Below are 17,926 nucleotides of genomic sequence, written 5' to 3' on the forward strand. Positions count from 1 at the left end.
AAAGGGTGGGTGGGGGGATGGTCGGGGTCAGCGCAGGCGGAAGATCTTCATGGCGCGCAGGCTGCGGGTCATGAACTGGGCGTACTGGGCGTCGTCCATGCCGAAGGACGGCGCCAGCGGCATCAGTCGCTGGTGGGCGACGGTCTGGGCCTCGGTGTACTTGAGGATGCCCTCGGAGCCGTGGCGGCGCCCGAGACCCGAGTCCCCCATGCCACCCATCGGCGCCTGCACACTCCCGTATCCGGCGGCGTACGACTCGTTGACATTGACCGTCCCGGTGCGCAGCCGCGCCGCGACCGCGCGCCCGCGCCGCCCGTCCTTGGTCCAGACACTGGCGTTCAGGCCGTACGGCGTGGCGTTGGCGAGCGCGACGGCGTCGTCCTCGTCGCTGAACCGGTAGATGGACACGACGGGCCCGAAGGTCTCCTCCGCGCACACGGCCATCGGCGCCTCCACGCCGTCGAGGATCGTCGGCTCGTAGAAGAGCGGGCCGATGTCGGGCCTGTGGCGGCCGCCCGCGACGAGCTTCGCGCCCTTCTCGACGGCCTCCTGGACGTGCCGGGTGACGGTCTCGAGCTGGCGCTCGGAGACCAGCGAGCCCATGTCGGCGCCGTAGGCGAGCGCCGAGCCGAGCCGCATCGCGCGCGTGCGGGCGGCGAAGCGCTCGACGAAGGCGTCGGCGACCGACTCGTGGACGTACAGCCGCTCGATGGAGATGCACAGCTGTCCCGCGGAGGAGAAGCAGCCGCGGACCGCGCCCGCCGCCGCCTTCTCGATGTCCGCGTCGTGGAGCACCAGCATCGCGTTCTTGCCGCCGAGTTCGAGCGAGCAGCCGACCAGCCGGGCGGCCGCGCTCCGGGCGACCTCGCGGCCGGTGCGGGTCGAGCCGGTGAAGGAGACGTAATCGGCGCGCTCGACGACGGCCGGGCCGACCACCGGGCCCTCGCCGACGACGACCTGCCACACGCCCGCGGGAAGCCCTGCCTCGATCAGCAGATCACGGGCCCACAGGGCGGTCAGGGCGGTCTCGGTGTCGGGCTTCATGACGACCGCGTTGCCCGCGGCGAAGGCGGGCAGCGCGTCTCCGACGGACAGCTCGAACGGGTAGTTCCACGGCGCGATCTGGCCGATGACACCGCGCGGCTGGCGCAGCTCCGTGACCTTGGTGAGGGCCGGCACGGCGCCGGAGTGGCGCTTGGGCCGCAGGTACCCCGGAGCCTTGCGCCCATAGTGCCGGGCGGCCATGGCGACCGCCTGCACCTCCTCGTGCGCGTGCAGCCGCGCCTTGCCGGTCTCCAGCTGTATGAGGTCGAGCACCTCGGCCTGGCGCTCCAGCACCAGGTCGTGGAAGCGCAGCAGGACGGCGGCGCGCTGCCGTACGGGCGTGGCGGCCCACGCCTTCTGGGCCTCGCGGGCCCGCTCGAAGGCGGTGGCCACGTCCTCCGGGGTGGACTCCGGCAGGTCGGCCAGCTTCTCCCCGGTGAAGGGGGTGTGGTTGGCGGTACTGCCCGAGCCGACGACTCCGCGGGTGAGCTGGACGACCAGCTCGGGGGTGACGACGTCGGCCGCGGTGCGGGTGCCCTCGGGGGCGCTGAAGACCGGGTTGCGCGGGGTCTCTGCCGCGGTGTCCTGCGTGTCCGTCATGCGGCTGAGGGTATTCCGGGGCGGACGCTTTGGGTACCCAGCAGTAACTCGTTTTCACTGGTCGTCCACAATCGCGCCAGTGTTTGCTGGCAGAAGGCTCAGAGGTCCTGGACTTCCAGGTACTTCACGACCTCCTCGAAGAGGCGCTGGCCGTCCTTGCGGGCCTCGCCCTCGGCGGGCATGGTGACGGTGAGCACCAGGGACTTCTTCTTGTCCTGGTCCACGTAGATGTGGTCCCGCTTGCGATACGAGATGTCGTCCTCGTCGTAGTTGTACGGCTTGTATACCGTCTCGACCTGAGCGGCGGGCCTGCCCTGCTGGGCCGCCTTCTTCGTCGTGCTCCGGACCGCCGCCATTTCGGTCTCGTTGTAGCCGCCCTTCTCGTAGTAGTCGACCCACCCGTCGGCTTCTTCGGCGGCCGTCCCGATGTCCTCGGTGTAGAGGACCGTCTCGACGCTGAACACGCCGCTGGGATCGGCGAACTTGACGTAGTGGTCGTCGGGGTTGACCGTCCGCTTGTAGTCCTTGGGAACGGCCAGCGAGGCGCCGACCACCTCGCCCTCCTCGCGCACCACCCAGTTCGCGGGCATCTCGTCCGCCGCGAAGGGGTTCGCGAGGAGCAGGACCAGGGCGACGACGACCGCCAGTGCCCCGCCGCCCAGGCCGAGTTGGGCCTTGCGGTTGCCCTGGAGGATCGGCGGGAGCAGGGCGCTGCCGCCGGTGGCACCGGCGGCGGCTCCGGCGCCGGTGCCCGCGCCGTAGAGGCGCGTCGCGGCCTCGGAGGGCTGCGGCGGGCGCGCCACGGACTCCAGGGTCTGCCGGACCTCGTACGCCGAAGGGCGGGCCCCCGGGTCCTTCCTCAGCAACTGCATGATCAGCGTGCCGAGCGCGCCCGCGCCGCGGGCGGGCATCTGCGGTTCGGCCGACAGCACGGCCTGCAGGGTGGCCGGGGTGGTGGAGCGGCGGTACGGCGACATGCCCTCGACCGCCGCGTACAGCACCACGCCCAGCGACCAGAGGTCGGACTCGGGGCCGGGGCGCTGCCCCAACACCCTTTCCGGAGCGATGAATTCTGGCGAGCCGACGAACGCGCCGGTTTCGGTCAGGCCCTGCTCGCCCTCGACCTGCGCGATGCCGAAGTCCGTGAGGACCACGCGGTCGTGACGGCCCAGCAGGACGTTGTCCGGCTTGATGTCGCGGTGCAGCACGCCCGCCTCGTGCGCGGCGGACAGCGCGCCGAGGACGGCGAGGCCGATACGGGCCGCCTCGCGCGGGTCGAGCGTGCCCTCCTGAAGGCGGTCGGCGAGCGAGTGGCCCCGTACGAGCTCCATCACGATCCAGGGGCGGCCATTCTCGACGACCACGTCGTGGACGGTGACCACGGAGGGGTGGTCGATACGGGCGGCGGCGCGGGCCTCGCGCTGCATCCGCTGGTGGACGGTCTGGCGCTCGCGCTCGGGCAGGTGGTCGGGGACGCGGGGCTCCTTGACCGCCACATCGCGGTCGACGACCACGTCGTGGGCCTTCCAGACGGTGCCCATGCCGCCGTGTCCGAGGCGGGAGTCGAGCCGGTAGCGGCCGCCGATGAGGCGGCCGGTGTCGGGGCCGGCGGAGGAGGAGCCGGGGGCGGTCGGCGGGTGCGCGGGGCCGGAGGGGGCGGGGACGCCGGGGGCGGGGCTCCGGGCGGGCGGGTGCGCGGCCTGCGTGGGCTCGTGCGGCTGCGGCTGGGCAGGCGGCTGGAGGCCGTAGCTGGTGGGCTCGTTCGCCCGTCCCCCGAGGTTAGTCATGGACTCATCATTACCGGTTACCGGTCGGCGTTATCCAGCGAAGCCGACGACCGGATGCAGCACCGTGACACTCCCCCGTCCCAGCGGCCCTGCCGCGCGGTCTTCCCCCCACCCCGCCCCCCGCAAGGCCGAGCGCCTCGCAACGGGCAAGCACCGTCGGTTATGAGGGAGGGTGGGTGGGAAGGGCGGTGCACCGGCAGGCCGGTGCGGGCAGCCGGGCGCGAAGCGCCGCAGCCGGGCGCGAAGCGCCGCAGCCGTGCGCGAAGCGCCGCAGCCGTGCGCCGAGGCCAGGCGCGGGCGTACGGCCTGCTCGGAGGGCCGGTCAGGACTTCGGCTTCGTGACGACGAAGGTCTCCAGCGCCGTGTCGAAGTGGCGGCGCGCCGCGGCGCGTTCGCCGACCGGCGCCGAGACCCACACGTCGTACATCTTGCCGCCCTCCTCCCAGCTCAGATCCAACGTGTGCCGCGGGCCGGCGTCCCCGGCGAAGCCGTCCCACGTGAACTCCCAGAGCGCCGCCCGGTTCCCGTCGTGCGTCGTCGCCGTGACCTCCCCGTCCCGGTAGCCCTCGTACCGGTCAGGACCCTCCGCGTCCGCCCTCCGCATCGCGGCCGGCGGCCCGCCTGCCACCGTGTCCTGGATGTGGACGCCGAGCCGGAAGACCTTCCCCGGCGAGTAGTAGAAAATCCGCGGCGGCTCGAAGGAGCGGGTGAAGTCGTCGGGTACGGCGAGCCGGAAGCCGGCGGGGTCGGAGACGGTGCGGTAGCCGGGCGGCGCCGGGTTCCCCGTCGGCGTCGGCGCGCGCGTCGCTGTCCGCGTCGAGGTGACGGTCACGGTCGGCGACGCCGTGGGCCGCCCGCTCGTGGGCCGTGTCGTCGGCTCATCCGTCGCCGTGGCCCCGCCCGAGCCCTTCCCGTCGCCCGTCTCGTCCAGCAGCATCGCCACAGCCGCCACCCCCGCGCCCGCCGCCGACGCGACCAGCAGCGCGGCAGCGAGGACCGCACGCGCGCGTGCCGAGGGCGACCGGGGCCGGCCGCCCCCGGGCCCCGGCCTCCGGGCGGCGACGGACGGCACGCCGTGGAGCACCCGCTGAGTGGGCGTGTACGCGTGCGGCGCCTCCGGCATGTGGCCCGTCCGCAGGTACTCCGCGAGCAGCCGCTCCGCCCCCGCCGCGTCCAGCCGCCGCTCCGGGTCCCGCTCCAGCAGTCCCCGTACGACCGGCAGCAACGGGCGCACGGTCTCCGGGGGCCGGATCTCGTCCGACACGACGGCGTGCAGCACCCCGCCCAACGAGTCGCGGTGAAAGGGGGACTTGCCGCTGGTCGCCGCGCACAGCAGCGCTCCGAGCGACCACAGGTCCGACTCAGGCCCCGTACGGCCGCCCGACATCCGCTCCGGAGCGGTGTATTCGGGCGTGCCGACGAACGACCCCGTCTCGGTGATGGTCGAGCCACCGGGGACATGGGCGATCCCGAAGTCCGTCAGGACGACCCGGCCGGTGGACGACTCCATCAGTACGTTCGCGGGCTTGAGGTCACGGTGCAGCACGCCGTGCGCGTGCGCGGCCCGCAGCGCGCCGAGGAGGGCCAGGCCGATCCGGGCCGCCTCGCGCGGCGGGACCGGCCCCTCGGCGGCCAACTGGTCGGACAGGGACTGCCCGTCGACCAGCTCCATGACGATCCACGGCCGCTCGTCCTGCTCGGCCACGTCGTGCACGACGATTACGCCGGGGTGCTGGATCCGCGCGACCGTACGGGCCTCCCGGAACGTCCGCTCCCGCCGGCTCCGGGCCTCCTCGTCCGGGAGCCCTTCCTCCACCTGGAGTTCCTTGACCGCCACCTCGCGCCCGAGAACCTCGTCCGTGGCCCGCCACACGGTGCCCATGCCGCCGCGCCCCACGCGCGTGCCCAGCCGATACCGCCCGGCGATGAGGCGGTCACCCTCGCCCCGGAAGCTCCCCATGGGCCCATCCTGCCCCACAGGTTCCGCAACCGGGATGGGGCCTCGGGCATGTGGGTGATCGCGGAGGGCAGCGAGGTCAGTCGCCGCGCCGGCCGGTCAACGCGAAGTCAGCCATGCCGCAAGGGCATCGACGAGCTGGTGGGCTGACGGGTCAGCCGGCGGCCGGGGTGGGCGGGGAGGACTCCGGGCTGCGGCCAGCGGTACACGCGCCGGAACTGGTCCATGCCGATGGCGAGATCGACGTGGAGCTCGGTGGCACCGTCCGCGTACCGGTGGCGGGCCCGGATGACGCCGAACCGCCACCCCCCGCTCGCCCAGATCCACGCGGCGGGCTCATATCCCGGTGCGTACAGATCCGTTCGGACATCCTGGCCGCTCCGCCCGGAGCGGTCCAGGGCTTCGGTGGCTTCGCACGACGGCTCGTGTGTCGGACGCTCCCAGTAGTACATGCGTTCGATTCTAGCGGTTCGAACGCGCCCGTGTCCGCGAAGACGGCACATGGTGTGCGCGTGACCGCCGGTCCCGTCGGGGCGAGTGACCGACGCCCCGGCCTCGCCGCCCGGCGGGCGCCCAGCGGTTCGTACGCCGGGCATTGACCGGCACGAGAGAGACTGCGGCGCCAGGTCGTCAGCCGGTGGTGCGGTACGTGTTGGCGGCCTGCTGGTAGAACTCGCTCAGGGCCTCCCGCTCGTCGGCCGGGCCGATGACGAGGATGAGGTGGTAGCGCCCGTCGACGATCATCGCCAGGTTGCGGGCATAGACCTCCCGGCCGCTGCTGTCCTTCCAGTTGAACGTTCCCTCGGCCATCGCGGTGCTGCCGACGTCGATACGGCGCAGCCCGGACGCCGACGACCACTGGGAGTCGCGGAACGGCTCGAGCTCCCGCTCCTTGTCCTGCTGGTAGGCCATCGGGTCGGCACCGAAGTCGGCGACGGAGTCACGGCCGGGGACGACGATGAGCTCGTGGTCGCCGCCCAGATAACGGATCTGGCCGCGGGAGTTCTCGCCGCGCCGCTCCCAGTCCTCGTGCACGGCGAGGGCGAAGCCGGCGGGGTCCTTGCGGACGGCGAAGCCCTTGGGGAGGTCGGCGGGTTCGGTGGACTGCGGCTCCTGGGACCGGGGAGTCCCGTCGTCGTCGGCGGTCGGCCCGGGCGCCGGTGCCGAACTGGCCGCGCCCGCCGCGCCCGTACGGTCCTCCTGGCGGTTCGGGCCGCGGCCGCCGTCCTCCTGCGCGCCGGGCATGAACAGCACGGCGTACGCGATGGCGGCGATCAGCGCGAGCAGTATCAGGCCGACGAGCGTACGGCCGAGGCTGCGCGGGCCACGGACGCCGCCACCGCGTACCCGCCTCTCGCGGGCACGCTTGTGGCGGCCGCGCGCGACCGCGGGCGCGGCCGTGCGGCGCCTGCGGACCAGCTCGCCGCGGCGCCGCACGACCGGCAGGCGGCGCGGGTCCGCGGGCTCGCCGCTGCCGAGGGAGGGGACGGTGACCGCACGGCTGCCGAGGTCCGGCTCGGGCGCGGACCGCACGAGCGAGCGCAGCCAGCCGCGCAGCTCCTCGAAGTCCGGGCGCTCGGTGGGGTCCTGGCGGAGCAGCGACTCGACGACGGGGCGCAGCGGGCCGCACTCCTCGGCGAAGGCGGGGGGCTCGGAGCAGACGAGTTGTACGAGCTCGGCGGCGCTCTCCTCGGGGAAGGGGGCGTGGCCCTGGACGGCCCGGAAGAGCAGGGCGCCGAGGGCCCAGAGGTCGGTTGCGGGGCCGATGGGCGGCGCGAGCTGCCAGTTCTCGTGCAAGGGCCCGGCCTGCTCGGGCGCCCACCGCTCGGTGACGGCCCCGACAACGACCATCCGCGCCTGCCGCGCCCGCTCGGCGGCCAGCCGCGTCATGGGCCCCCGATAGGCATCGGCTACGCCGCGGCCCGTGTCACCGCCGGCCTCACCCCAGACGCCACGGCCGAGGTGAGCGGCGTCGTGAGCGGCCCACCCGGCCGCGCCTGCGCCACTTGCCGCACCTGCCGCACCACCTGCCGCACCGGGGAACCCACCACTCGGGGACCCCTCCGCGCCACGCGGCTCAGGCAAATTCGAGCGGCCCCCCTCGCCCGAGGCGAACGCCGGACCCTCGCCCCCGGAGCCCACCGGATGCCCGCCCGCGCCGTACCCGCCCCGAGGTGCGGGCAGACCCGAAGGCCCCGCTTCCCGCCCGGGTGGAACCGAGCCCTCAAGGCGGCCCGCAGCACCACCGGCCTGCCCGCCCGCGCCGGAGAATCCGCTACTCGGGGACCCCTCCGCGCCACGCGGCTCAGGCAAATTCGAGCGGCCCCCCTCGCCCGAGGCGAACGCCGGACCCTCGCCCCCGGAGCCCACCGGATGCCCCAGCGCGCCCGGGAATCCGCCACTCGACGCATCCTGCGTGGCACGCGGCTCGCGCGCCTTCGAGCGGCCGTCCCCTTCGGCCCAGCCATGCGCCGCGGCTCCGCCGTAGGTGTCGCCGGGGACGTCACCGTAAGGGCTCGCTACGCGGCTGACGCCGTTGGGGTTGCCCGCGGTGGGCTCGGGCGGCCAGGAGGCGTCCGAGGACGTCCCGGGACCGGTCGGCGGCTGCGCTGCGGGCGCGTCGTCTGCGGCCGACCGCGGGCCGGACGCGGCGTTGCCGCCCCCGGAATCCGCGGACCAAGGGGTGCCCTCCGCCCCGGGGTTGACGGGGGAGGCATCGACGTTATGGCCGCGGGGGACCGGAAGTCCGTGGGCATGGGCGTCCGGTTCGAGGCGGGCGCTCGCCTGGGCGGCAGCGCGGGCGCCCGCCCGGTACGCGGCGACGGCCCCCGCCCGCGCGGCGCGAGGGTTCGTGTGATCCGCGTGCTCCCCGGCCCCGCCTGCACCACCCGTATCGGCGCCCTGGCCGCCTGCCGCACCGGGCCCCGCGCCCGCGCCCCAACCGCCCCCGGGTCCACCGCTCTCGGGTCCACCTGCCCCAACGGAACCCGGCCAGGCCTCCGTACTGCGGCCACTCTGCTGGCTGCCTCCCGCACCCGGCCCCATTACCGCGCCCCAACCATCCCCGGATCCAGGGACCTTGGGGTCCACCGCCTGGCCGGGATGGGCCGCGGCGCTGTCTTCCGCGCCGGAGGCGGGGTCGGCGTGCGGGCGGGCGCCGGGCGTCCGCTGTTCGACGGCCTGGGCGGCCGGGGCGGCCGGGGCCACCGGGCCGCCCGCGGCAGGGCCCCCGCCCGTCGGCGCCGGGTCCGCGGCCGGGCCCCGTTCCCCGGCCGGTGGCCCGGGAATCGGGTCGTAGCCGCAGAGGGCCTCTTCCGCCGCGCCCGCCGCGAGACCCGTCAGCATGGCGCGCCCGTCCTCGCACACCAGAACCGTGCGGACCGTGATGTTGCGGTGGATCCAGCCGTGCGCGTGGAGGGCGCGGAGGGCCGTGAGGATGTCCGCGGCCACCTCGGCCGCGCGGTGGGGCGACATGGGCCTCTCCGCGAGCAGCGCCGCCAGCGGCCGCGCCGCCACCCACTCGCTCACGACCCACAGGCTGCCGCCCTCGGCGAACACGTCGAAGACCTGGTCCAGCCGCGGATGGTCGGGCAGCCCCGCGGCCGTCGCCGCGGCGTCGATCGCACGCCGGACCGCCGGGTCGGCGGGTCGGCGCGGGTCCGGGCCGCCGCCCCCCGCGCCCGCCGCCCCGTACCGCCCGTCGCTCCCGTCGTACCGCCGGTCGTTCCCCCCGTACCGCCCGCCCGCGTCAACGACCTCCGCCTCGACGACCTCAGGCAGCGGTATCTGCCGGACGAGCACCTCCTGCCCGCTGTACGTGTCGAACGCGCGCGTCTCCATCAGCTCGTACGCGTCGGAGGGCGGCCGGGGCAGGCGGTAGCGGTCGGCGAGCACCCGACCCGCGTAGTCGTCCACGACGCCTCCCCGTAGCGCGCGTTCCACACCTCTCACGACTCGTACCCCGCGGCCGCTCCGAACCGTCAAAACCGGTCACGTTCCGCCCGGTTGCGGCTGCGTACGGTGGTTCGCGAGAACTTACGATACGTGCCCGCGCTCGCCCCCGGTCAGTCCTTGGGCTGGAAGGTGTCGAACGCGGTCTCGCGGAGCGTGGAGCACTCGTCCTCGTCCCACGCGGCCGCCCGGCACGTGATCATGATCGAGTAGCCGTGCTTGGCGTCCACCTTGAAGCCGCGGTTCAGGATCCGCACCCGCTGCCCGTTCTGGTCCCGCTCGAAGGACCAGTCGGCGACGGTCGGGTAGCCGCGGTAGTCGACCTTCTCGATGCCGAGGGAGCGGTAGCCGGACGAGTTGTTGCGCACCACGCGCTCCAGGCTCTTCCACGCGGCGACGGCGTCCGAGCTGGGACTGGGGCTGAAGTCGACCTGTACGCGGGGGAAACCGCCGGACTTGCTGTAGATGGCGCCGGAGTTCTGGCCCGCGATGCCGGTGCGCTTCCAGCCCTTGGGGAGGGCCATGGTGAAGTGGAAGCGGGTGTCCGTCTTCCGCGCGTAGCCGTCCGGCAGTTCGTCCTCGCCCCGCTCCTTGTCGTCCGCGTCGTCGCCGGAGTCCGAGCCGGAGCCCGCCTTCGGCTTCGCCGCGTCCTCACCCGAGCCCGGCTTCGGCGCATCCGACTGCCGGTCCTCGTCCTTGGGTTGTGTCTTCTCGCCGCCCTTGCCCTGACGGGAGTCGGAAGCGGCCTTGTCGTTCGGGGACTTGCCGCCCTGGTCACCGTTGCCGCCGCGGTCGCCGAGCGCGAGGGCGAGCACCGTCCCGAGGACCGCGAGCGCGAGCACCACGGCCACGATGACCAGCGTCCGCCGCTGCACCAGGTCGGTTACGGAGAATGCCGCCGCTGGTCTCGACCGATCGTCACCGGCGGCGGGCGCGGGCGAAGGCGACGACGCGGAGGACGACGACGCAGAGGGCGCGGACGAGGCCGACGAGGGGGAAGACAACCCGGCAGCGGCATTCCGCACAGACGCCAACGCGCTCCGCAGCCGCTTCTCGACCTCCGCACGCGCCGCTGCCGACGGCTTCGGCGCGGCGCTCTCCTCCGCCTTCCCACCGGCCTCCTCCTCCGGCTCCCGTTCAGGGTTCTGCGCCCGCTCCGGCCTCGGCTTCCGCTCCGCCGTCTGCGCCCGCTCCGGCTTAGGTTTCGGCTTCGGCTTCGGCTTCGGCCTCCGCTCCGGCTTCGGCGTCTCCACCGGCGTCGGCGGCAGCGCCATCATCCGCGTCCGGTCCGCCGGCGGCTCCGGTCCCTGGTCCTCCGGCGCGCTCAGCGCGTCCGTCAGCAGCGCCCGCGCCCCAGCGTCGTCCAGCCGCTGCGCCGGGTCCTTCGCGAGCAGCCCGTAGATGACCTCCTCCAGCGGGCCCGCGCTCTTCGGCGGGTCCAGCGGCTCGGTCATGACGGCGGTCAGCGTGGCGAGCGCCGAGCCCTTGTCGTACGGCGGCACGCCCTCCACGCACGCGTACAGCAGGCCGCCCAGCGACCACAGGTCCGCGGGCGGGCCCGGCTTGTGGCCGCGGGCGCGCTCGGGCGAGATGTACGAGGGCGCGCCGACGAGCATGCCGGTGGAGGTGACGGACGGGTCGCCCTCGACCTGCGCGATGCCGAAGTCGGTGAGGACGACGCGGCCGTCGTCCGAGATCAGCACATTGGACGGCTTCACGTCGCGGTGCAGGATGCCCTCGCGGTGCGCGGCGCGCAGCACGTCGAGGACCGCGAGCCCGACCTCGGCGGCCCGGTGCGGGGTGAGCCCGCCGGTCTCCCGTACGACCTCCGCCAGGGACTTGCCCTCGATCAACTCCATGACGATCCAGGGCCGGTCGTCCTCGTCGACCACGTCATAGACCGTGACCGCGCCGCTGCTGCGGACCCTCGCGATCGCCTTGGCCTCGCGCAGCGTGCGGGTGATGAGGCGCTGCTTCTCGTCCTCGTCGACATTCGACGAGAAGCGCAGCTCCTTGATCGCGACCGTCCGGCCGAGCGTCTCGTCGACGGCCCGCCAGACCGTGCCCATGCCGCCGCGGCCGAGGACCTCTCCCAGCCGGTAGCGTCCGGCGAGGAGGCGTCCTGTGCTGCCCTGCGTCTGCTCCGCCTCCGACATGAATCCCCTCAGCGCTGCAATCAATCCACAATGGCGCCGAGTTGGCTGTGCTCCGTGGCGGCACATGGCGAATCATGGCGCGCTGCTGATCCAACTCGGGCGACCGCCCCCGGCAGAGCCTCCATTCTCTCTCATGCGCGGGGGTGGTCGGAGTGCGGGTCCTGGGTAGGGGTCCGAGGATGCGGAGCCCGGCGGCGGCGGGCACAGGGCCATCCGCTACGGTCCGCCATGAGGGGGGCCCGTACGAGACGAAGGGCCGACGATGATGGGCAGGCGCACCGCGCATCCGGCGGCGATGGCGGCCTTCGCCTTCGCGCTGCTGGCGGGCGGCTGCGCGGCGCCGAGCGCGGCCCCGGGCACCGCTGCGGGTGCGGCCGCGGAGGCGAGCCCGCCAGCGGCTGCGGAAACGCCCCAGCGTCCGGCTCCGGACCCGGCCACGGAGACGACCCGGCCTGCGGCCCCGCCGGCGCCCCCGCGGGCGGTCGGGCCGCACGGGACGCCGACCGCCCGGCCGGGCGTAAGGGCCTCCGTACGACGGTTGGTGACGGCCGGTGAGGCGCCGGGCGCGGCGGCCCTCTCCCAGGACGAGGGACGTGGCTCGTGGTTCGGCACGGCGGGGGTCGCGGACCTGCGGAGCGAGCGCCGGATGCTGGCGGGCGACCGCTTCCGGGCCGGGAGCATCACCAAGACGTTCGTGGCGACGGTCGTGCTGCAGCTGGCCGGAGAAGGGCGGCTCCGGCTGACCGACACGGTGGCGGACCATCTGCCCGGCCTCGTACGCGGCAACGGCAACGACGGCCGGCGGATCACCGTCCGCCAACTCCTCGGCCACACCAGCGGTCTCTTCAACTACACCGACGATCCGGCGCTCGCGAAGCGGCTCTTCGTCAGCGGCTCGCGCGAGCGCCCGGACACGTACACCCCGGGGCAGCTGGTGCGCACGGCGCTGCAGCACGCCCCGTACTTCCCGCCCGGGGCGGCCTACCGCTACTCCAACACCGACTACATCCTGCTCGGGCTCGTCGTCGAGAAGGTGACGGGACGCCCGTACGCGGAGGAGACCGAGCGCCGTATCCTCCGGCCGCTGGGCCTGACCGGCACGTCCTTTCCCGGGACGCGGACGAGCCTGCCCGATCCGCACGGGCGGGCGTACTCGACGCCGTCACCCGACGCGGGCGGCGGGAGCGCGAGCGACGGCCCGGACGGTGCGGACAGTGCGGCCGGTGCGGACGGTGCGGCCGACGTGACCCGCCTCGACCCGTCGAGCGCGGGCGCCGCGGGCGAGGCGGTCTCCACGCTCGGCGACCTGAACCGCTTCCTCCGCGCCCTGCTGGACGGCGGGCTGCTGCGGCCGGAGCAGCTGCGGGAGATGCGGGACACGTCGGGCTCAGGCGGGGCGTACGGGCTCGGGCTGTTTCCCGTCCGGCTGCGGTGCGGGGTGGCGCTGTGGGGGCACAACGGCACGATCAAGGGCTCCTACGTCCGGGTGCTGGGCACGCCGGACGGCGCCCACGTCCTCGCCTACCGCCTCAACACGGACACCACCCCGAGCCTGCCCGCAGAAACCCGCCTTCTCGAGGCCGAGTTCTGCGAAAGCTGAGGCCCTGCGGCCGACGTCCGTGGAACGACCCGGACCCGGCTCCCCCAGCCGATCCGCTCCATCGCCCGTCCCACCGTCACGGCGGAAACCATGTCCCGCCGCCACGGCGCGCACCCACGACGGCTCCCCCAGCCACCACTGGAAGGTGCCCAGCCGACCCTCGCCATCGGCCGCCCCATCTCCGCGGCGGGAACAATATTCCGCCGCGACGGCGCGCGACCACGACGGCGTAGACCGGCAGGGGGCACCTCCCAGCGGTAGCTGGGGGAGCCGAACGACCGCAACCCGGAGATCAGCGAGAGACCCGCGCCGGGTCCGGCCGCCGCACGCCCGCGCCGGAGGCGTCAGAGCGGGACGATGTCCGGCGCGCCCAGGCGGGCCGCGTCGGCCGTCTGGTCGTCCGGCTGGAGCTGCGACTCGCGCTCCGCCTCCACCCGCTTCTCGTAGTGCTCGACCTCCTTCTCGATCTGCTCCTTGTCCCAGCCCAGCACCGGCGCGATCAGCTCCGCGCACTCCCGCGCGCTGCGCGTCCCCCGGTCGAAGGTCTCGATCGAAATGCGCGTCCTGCGGGTCAGGACGTCGTCCAGATGCCGAGCGCCCTCGTGCGACGCCGCGTAGACGATCTCGGCGCGCAGATAGTCGTCCGCGGCGACGAGCGGCTCGCCCAGCGACGGGTCGCGCGCGACCAGCTCCAGCAGCTCCTCCGTCAGTGAGCCATAGCGGTTCAGCAGGTGCTCCACCCGCGCCACGTGCAGTCCCGTGCTCGCCGCGATCCGCGCCCGCGCGTTCCACAGCGCCCGGTAGCCCTCCGCGCCGACCAGCGGCACGTCCTCCGTGACACAGTTCGCGACCCGCTGGTCGAGGCCGTGCACCGCCGCGTCCACGGCGTCCTTCGCCATCACGCGGTACGTCGTGTACTTGCCGCCCGCGACCACCACGAGCCCCGGCACGGGGTGGGCGACCGTGTGCTCGCGCGACAGCTTGCTGGTGGCCTCCGACTCGCCCGCCAGCAGCGGCCGCAACCCGGCGTACACCCCCTCCACGTCGTCCCTCGTCAGGGGCACCGCAAGCACCGAGTTCACGTGCTCCAGCAGATAGTCGATGTCCGCGCTGGAGGCGGCCGGGTGCGCCTTGTCCAGGTCCCAGTCGGTGTCCGTGGTGCCGATGACCCAGTGCCGCCCCCACGGGATCACGAAGAGCACGCTCTTCTCGGTCCGCAGGATCAGCCCGGTCGTGGAGTGGATCCGGTCCTTCGGCACGACCAGGTGGATGCCCTTGGAGGCCCGTACGTGGAACTGGCCGCGCTCGCCGATCAGCGCCTGCGTGTCGTCCGTCCAGACCCCGGTCGCGTTCACGATCTGCTTGGCCCGGATCTCGTACTCGCCGCCCCCCTCCACGTCCTGCACCCGGGCGCCGACGACGCGCTCGCCCTCGCGCAGGAAGCCGATGACCCGGGCGCGGTTGGCGGCCTCCGCGCCGTAGGCCACGGCCGTGCGCACGAGGGTCGCGACGTAGCGGGCGTCGTCCATCTGGGCGTCGTAGTACTGCAGGGCGCCCACCAGCGCGTCCCGCTTCAGGCAGGGGGCGACGCGCAGCGCGTGCTTGCGCGAGAGGTGCCGGTGGAGTGGCAGGCCGCGGCCGTGGCCCGAGGAGACGGACATGGTGTCGTAGAGGGCCACGCCGGAGCCCGCGTACCACCGCTCCCAGCCCTTGTGCTGCAGCGGGTAGAGGAAGGGCACGGGCTTGACCAGGTGCGGGGCGATCCGCGACAGCAGCAGCCCGCGCTCCTTCAGCGCCTCCCGTACGAGGGCGAAGTCCAGCATCTCCAGATAGCGCAGCCCGCCGTGGATCAGCTTGCTCGAGCGGCTGGAGGTGCCGGAGGCCCAGTCGCGCGCCTCGACGAGTCCGGTCGCCAGGCCGCGGGTCGCCGCGTCCAGCGCCGTGCCCGCGCCGACCACGCCGCCGCCCACGACCAGAATGTCCAGCTCGTGTTCCGCCATGCGGGCGAGCGCCTCGCCCCGCCCGGCCGGTCCCAGTGTCGCTGTCCTCACCGCTGCCTCCCGTCGTGGTCCCGGGTCGCTCATTCCCCGTTGGTGGATTCTCACCGCGTCACGGCCCCGCAATCACCGAGCACCCGACGCGGCAACACCGATGCCTCCACCATCAGCCAATACTCAATATCAGTCATATGTGTGCTTAGCCTTACATAGCGCCTTAAAAGATCGTCTCGGGAAGGACCGCCCCCAGCCATGCCCGCAGACCTCGCCGTCATCGGACTCGGCCACCTCGGCCTCCCCCTCGCGCAGGCCGCCACCGCCGCCGGCATCCCCACCATCGGCTACGACACCGACGAGCGCGTCATCGCCGAGTTGCGCGCAGGCCGACCCCCGGTGGACGGTTCCCTCACCGCGGCCGAGATCCGCCGGATGGCGTCCGGCGGCTTCCGCGCCACGACCGATCCGGCCGAGCTCGGCCGGGTCCGTACGACCGTGATCTGCGCGCCGACGCCGCTCGGCGAGGACCGGGCGCTGGACCTGTCCGCGGTCGGCGAGGCGGCCCGGGTGCTGGCCGCGCGGCTGCGGCCGCACACCACTGTGCTGCTGGAGTCCACCGCGTACCCCGGCACCACCGAGGAATACCTCCGCCCGATCCTCGAAGAGGGCTCGGGGCTGCGGGCCGGGCGCGACTTCCACCTCGCGTATGCGCCCAGCCGCCTGGACCCGGGCAACCGCGGCTTCGGCTACGCCGGGATGCCGAAGGTGATCGGCGGGCTGACCCCCGCCTGTACGGAGGCGGCCGCGGCCTTCTACGGGCGGATCAGCGACCGCGTGGTCCGGGCCCGCGGGGTGCGCGAGGCCGAGGCGGTGAAGGTCCTGGAGACCAACTACCGCCACGTCAACATCGCGCTGGTCAACGAGATGGCGGTGTTCTGCCACGACATCGGCGTCGACCTGTGGGACGTGGTGCGCTGCGCCGAGACCAAGCCCTTCGGCTTCCAGGCCTTCCGCCCGGGCCCGGGTGTCGGCGGCCACGGTCCGGCGATCGACCCCAACTACCTCTCGTACAAAGGGCGCAGCCTCGGCTATCCGCTGCGGATGGTGGAGCTGGCGCAGGAGGTCAACGGGCGGATGCCGCGCTATGTCATCCAGCGCTGCGCGACGCTGCTGAACGAGCACGGGAAGTCCGCGCGCGGCGCCCGCGTCCTGCTGCTGGGCGTGACGTACAAGCCCGATGTCGGCGACCAGGAGGGCTCACCCGCCCGCGAGATCGCCTCCCGGCTGATGGAGATGGGCGCGCAGCTCAGCTACCACGACCCGTACGTCCCGCAGTGGAGCGTCCTGGGGCGGCCGATTCCGCGCGCCGACTCGCTGTACGAGGCCGCCGCCGCCGCCGATCTGACGCTGCTGCTGCAGCACCACAGGACGTACGACCTTCAGGGGCTCGCGGTGAAGGCCCAGCTGCTGCTGGACACCCGCGGCGCGACCCCGGCGGGCGCCGCCCACCGCCTCTGACGACACTCGTGCGGCCGCCCGCCGGCCGGTGAATCCGGCGTCCCGGTGCTAGCGTTCCGGACGGACCACCGGACAGGGGGAGTTGGACGGGACATGAGCACCCCCCAGGGCCGCTTGGCGCTCGGCGTCACCGCGGGCGCCGCGGCGGCCTGCCTCGGCGCCCTGCTCCTGGGTTCGCTGCAGGGCGCTGCCGGGCCACGCGGGCACGAACTCGGCTACTGGGCGCTGGGCATCGGGCTGCTCGTCGGCGCCACCCTCGGCAAGGTGGGCGGCCGCAGCCGGGCGGTCGCGCTGTGGGGTATCCCGCTGGCCCTGGCCGGGGTCGCCCTCGCCCAACTCCTCGCCGCGGCCATGCAGGTCGACACGGACACCCTGCTCGTATGGCGGCTGGGCCCGGCCCTGGACTACTGGCTGAGCGAGATCCTCGGCAAGAACGACTTCACCTTCTACACGGTGGCTGCCCTGGAGGGGTATCTCGTGGCCCAGCGGGTGGCCGAGTAACGCCCAAGCCGCCCTTTGCAGATCCTTAGGGCAGCCACATCCGCACAACTTCTGCTGCTTGCAGGCTAATTGACCATTCCACGGCGACAGATGTCCCGGCCGCGTTCCAGCCATGTCACGGACGGTGGAAACGCATTGCCGGACTGTCAGCGCGAACTGCTAGCCTTCTGGCCGAATTTCAGTCAACCGCACTCCAGTCCGACTCGTCCCCGGAGTGCGGTTTCCACCACAACCTTCATCCCCGGGGGAATCACATGAGCCAGTCCTGGCAGCAGCAGCCTCAGCAGCCCGGCAACCCGTACGGCCAGCAGCCCGCGGCACCGGGCGGTTTTCCGCCACCGGCACCCGCCCCGCGCCAGGGCAACGTGGGTCTCGCGATCGTCGCGGCGGTCGTCGCGGCGCTGGTCAGCGCGGGCATCTACGCCGGCATCCTCTACGCGACCTTCGACGAGGAGAAGATGGAGGTCACGCAGATCGGCTACGTCGCCATCGGCGTGGGCGCCCTCATCGGCCTGGCCCTCGGCAAGCTCGGCGGCCGCGGCGTGGGCCTGCAGGTCCTCGGCGCGGTGCTCGGCGTCATCGCCGTCGTCCTCGGCGAGCTCTACGGCTACGCGCTGATCATGGCGGAGTACGCGCCGGGCGCGCCCGCCGCCACCGAGATCTTCTTCCAGCACTTCGGCGACCTGTACGACGGCTGGAAGGAGGAGCTGGACGGCATCAGCTACCTCTTCTTCGCCCTGGCGGCCGCCGCCGGCTTCAGCGTCACCAAGCGGCTGTCGGACTGACGCCCGCACCAAGACAGGTGATGTGAAGGGCCC

At 73.6% G+C, this 17,926-nt stretch carries 11 protein-coding genes; 4 read left to right on the plus strand and 7 right to left on the minus strand.

What is annotated here, in order from left to right; genetic code table 11:
- Positions 1-27: 27 nt before the first annotated feature.
- From ACTWQC_RS34170 to ACTWQC_RS34195, 6 genes are all read right to left on the minus strand, one after another.
- Entirely contained in the window at positions 28-1,644 is a 1,617-nt protein-coding gene (locus tag ACTWQC_RS34170) for a succinic semialdehyde dehydrogenase (RefSeq protein WP_443319752.1), read from the minus strand.
- 98 nt (positions 1,645-1,742) lie between these two features.
- The gene (locus ACTWQC_RS34175) at positions 1,743-3,431 is read right to left on the minus strand and encodes a protein kinase domain-containing protein (protein WP_443319753.1); all 1,689 of its coding nucleotides are present in this window, start codon (positions 3,429-3,431) and stop codon (positions 1,743-1,745) included.
- 322 nt (positions 3,432-3,753) lie between these two features.
- The gene (locus ACTWQC_RS34180; RefSeq protein WP_443319754.1) at positions 3,754-5,391 is read right to left on the minus strand and encodes a serine/threonine-protein kinase; all 1,638 of its coding nucleotides are present in this window, start codon (positions 5,389-5,391) and stop codon (positions 3,754-3,756) included.
- Between the two features lie 107 nt (positions 5,392-5,498).
- Positions 5,499-5,840, minus strand: coding sequence for a hypothetical protein (locus ACTWQC_RS34185; protein WP_443319755.1), 342 nt, complete (start codon positions 5,838-5,840; stop codon positions 5,499-5,501).
- A 178-nt stretch (positions 5,841-6,018) separates the two neighbouring features.
- Positions 6,019-9,303, minus strand: coding sequence for a protein kinase (locus tag ACTWQC_RS34190; RefSeq protein ID WP_443319756.1), 3,285 nt, complete (start codon positions 9,301-9,303; stop codon positions 6,019-6,021).
- Between the two features lie 149 nt (positions 9,304-9,452).
- On the minus strand, positions 9,453-11,495 hold the full coding sequence (locus ACTWQC_RS34195) for a serine/threonine-protein kinase (RefSeq protein ID WP_443319757.1): 2,043 nt from the start codon (positions 11,493-11,495) through the stop codon (positions 9,453-9,455).
- A gap of 262 nt (positions 11,496-11,757) precedes the next feature.
- Here ACTWQC_RS34195 and ACTWQC_RS34200 point away from each other — a divergent pair, with 262 nt between their 5' ends.
- Entirely contained in the window at positions 11,758-13,095 is a 1,338-nt protein-coding gene (locus ACTWQC_RS34200) for a serine hydrolase domain-containing protein (protein WP_443319758.1), read from the plus strand.
- A gap of 344 nt (positions 13,096-13,439) precedes the next feature.
- Here ACTWQC_RS34200 and ACTWQC_RS34205 read toward each other — a convergent pair whose 3' ends face one another.
- Entirely contained in the window at positions 13,440-15,146 is a 1,707-nt protein-coding gene (locus ACTWQC_RS34205; protein WP_443319759.1) for a glycerol-3-phosphate dehydrogenase/oxidase, read from the minus strand.
- A 198-nt stretch (positions 15,147-15,344) separates the two neighbouring features.
- On the opposite strand from ACTWQC_RS34205, the gene ACTWQC_RS34210 reads away from it, so the two are divergent.
- From ACTWQC_RS34210 to ACTWQC_RS34220, 3 genes are all read left to right on the plus strand, one after another.
- Positions 15,345-16,607, plus strand: a complete 1,263-nt coding sequence (locus ACTWQC_RS34210; RefSeq protein ID WP_443319760.1) for a nucleotide sugar dehydrogenase — start codon at positions 15,345-15,347, stop codon at positions 16,605-16,607.
- Between the two features lie 93 nt (positions 16,608-16,700).
- Complete coding sequence (locus ACTWQC_RS34215; protein ID WP_443319761.1) at positions 16,701-17,108, plus strand: hypothetical protein; 408 nt, start codon at positions 16,701-16,703, stop codon at positions 17,106-17,108.
- 254 nt (positions 17,109-17,362) lie between these two features.
- The gene (locus ACTWQC_RS34220) at positions 17,363-17,893 is read left to right on the plus strand and encodes a hypothetical protein (RefSeq protein ID WP_443319762.1); all 531 of its coding nucleotides are present in this window, start codon (positions 17,363-17,365) and stop codon (positions 17,891-17,893) included.
- Positions 17,894-17,926 lie beyond the last annotated feature (33 nt).

Source organism: Streptomyces sp. 8N616 (assembly GCF_052246385.1).
In the GTDB taxonomy this organism is placed as follows: domain Bacteria; phylum Actinomycetota; class Actinomycetes; order Streptomycetales; family Streptomycetaceae; genus Streptomyces.

Bases quoted from the DNA above. Each gene is read 5' to 3' on its own strand.
- ACTWQC_RS34170 (WP_443319752.1), bottom strand. From the start codon at position 1,644: ATGACGGACACGCAGGACACCGCGGCAGAGACCCCGCGCAACCCGGTC.
- ACTWQC_RS34175 (WP_443319753.1), bottom strand. From the start codon at position 3,431: ATGACTAACCTCGGGGGACGGGCGAACGAGCCCACCAGCTACGGCCTC.
- ACTWQC_RS34180 (WP_443319754.1), bottom strand. From the start codon at position 5,391: ATGGGGAGCTTCCGGGGCGAGGGTGACCGCCTCATCGCCGGGCGGTAT.
- ACTWQC_RS34185 (WP_443319755.1), bottom strand. From the start codon at position 5,840: ATGTACTACTGGGAGCGTCCGACACACGAGCCGTCGTGCGAAGCCACC.
- ACTWQC_RS34195 (WP_443319757.1), bottom strand. From the start codon at position 11,495: ATGTCGGAGGCGGAGCAGACGCAGGGCAGCACAGGACGCCTCCTCGCC.
- ACTWQC_RS34200 (WP_443319758.1), top strand. From the start codon at position 11,758: ATGATGGGCAGGCGCACCGCGCATCCGGCGGCGATGGCGGCCTTCGCC.
- ACTWQC_RS34210 (WP_443319760.1), top strand. From the start codon at position 15,345: ATGCCCGCAGACCTCGCCGTCATCGGACTCGGCCACCTCGGCCTCCCC.
- ACTWQC_RS34215 (WP_443319761.1), top strand. From the start codon at position 16,701: ATGAGCACCCCCCAGGGCCGCTTGGCGCTCGGCGTCACCGCGGGCGCC.
- ACTWQC_RS34220 (WP_443319762.1), top strand. From the start codon at position 17,363: ATGAGCCAGTCCTGGCAGCAGCAGCCTCAGCAGCCCGGCAACCCGTAC.